Origin of the sequence: Methanocorpusculum bavaricum DSM 4179 (assembly GCF_000430905.1) — an archaeon.
GTDB lineage: Archaea > Halobacteriota > Methanomicrobia > Methanomicrobiales > Methanocorpusculaceae > Methanocorpusculum > Methanocorpusculum parvum.
This window is the reverse complement of the sequence record NZ_AUMX01000033.1, coordinates 1-1,511: the sequence shown is the minus strand read 5'-3', so window position 1 is coordinate 1,511 and position 1,511 is coordinate 1. Positions and strand designations below refer to the sequence as shown.

Annotated in this window: 1 rRNA gene; it reads right to left on the bottom strand. The window is 53.1% G+C overall.

Annotated features, from left to right (window positions below):
* Nucleotides 1-35: 35 nt before the first annotated feature.
* Nucleotides 36-1,502, bottom strand: a 16S ribosomal RNA gene (locus H575_RS06465).
* Nucleotides 1,503-1,511 lie beyond the last annotated feature (9 nt).

The window sequence follows — 1,511 nt, the reverse complement described above, 5'->3', positions numbered from 1 at the left end:
ATTCGGTCATACAGGTTGTGTTTGGATCATTCTTTAGGAGGTGATCCAGCCGCAGATTCCCCTACGGCTACCTTGTTACGACTTAACCCTCCTCACGGAACCTAGATTCGACCCCGGCAAAGACCAGGGACTCATCCAAACCCCACTAGGATGGTTTGACGGGCGGTGTGTGCAAGGAGCAGGGACGTATTCACCGCGCTATAGTGAAACGCGATTACTACAGATTCCAGATTCATGCGGGTGAGTTGCAACCCGCAATCCTAACTAAGGGCGGGGTTCGGAGATTGACTGCACCTTTCGGTGTTGTTACCCATTGTCCCGTCCATTGTAGCCCGCGTGTAGCCCGGATAATTCGGGGCATGCTGACCTACCGTTGCCCATTCCTTCCTCCCCTTTAGCAGAGGCGGTCCCGACAATGTCCCCAGCCATCCGGAGATGCTGCTGGCAATTGTCGGCGTGGGTCTCGCTCGTTGCCTGACTTAACAGGATGCTTCACAGTACGAACTGACGACGGCCATGCACCTCCTCTCAGCTAGTCATGTAAAACCTTCAGATTGACAATCATTCAGCTGTCTTATCCGGTGAGATGTCCGGCGTTGAATCCAATTAAACCGCAGGCTCCACCTGTTGTGGTGCTCCCCCGCCAATTCCTTTAAGTTTCAGCCTTGCGACCGTACTTCCCAGGTGGTGCGTTTCACGATTTCTCTTCGGCGCATCAGTAACACGTGGTTACCGACACACCTAACGCACATTGTTTACGGCTGGGACTACCGGGGTATCTAATCCCGTTTGCTCCCCCAGCTTTCGTCCCTCACTGTCGAAGCTGTTCTGGTAAACTGCCTTCGCCATAGGTCGTCCCTCGAGGATTACAAGATTTCACTCCTACCCCCGAAGTACGGTTTACCTCTCCCAGTTCCAAGACTGCCGGTATCTCTTAGACGCCTTCACGTTGAGCGTGAAGATTTCCCAAGAGACCTAACAGTCAAGCTACGGACGCTTTAAACCCAGTAATAGTGGCCATCACTCGAGCAGCCGGTATTACCGCGGCGGCTGGCACCGGTCTTGCCCTGCCCTTTCTTCACATATGATTTAGATATATGAACAGCCTGCATCGACAGGCACTCAGGGTTTCCTTATCACGATTGCTCGCATTGTAAAGTTTGCGCGCCTGCTGCGCCCCGTAGGGCCTGGATTCATGTCTCAGAATCCATCTCCGGGATCTTGCTCCCACAACCCGTACCGATCAATGGCTTGGTGGGCCGTTACCCCGCCAACAACCTAATCGGACGCAGTCCCATCCTAAGGCGACGGATCTTTCGAGGATATACCATTCCAGGACATATCCACTATGGAGCATTAGCCCCAGTTTCCCGGGAGTATTCTCCACCTTAGGGCAGGTTAACCACGTGTTACTGAGCAGTATGCCGAGGTCTTACACCTCTCGACTCGCATGGCTTAGTCAAACCCTGATAGCAATGGCCTCTGGCAGGATCAACCAGAATTACTATTTT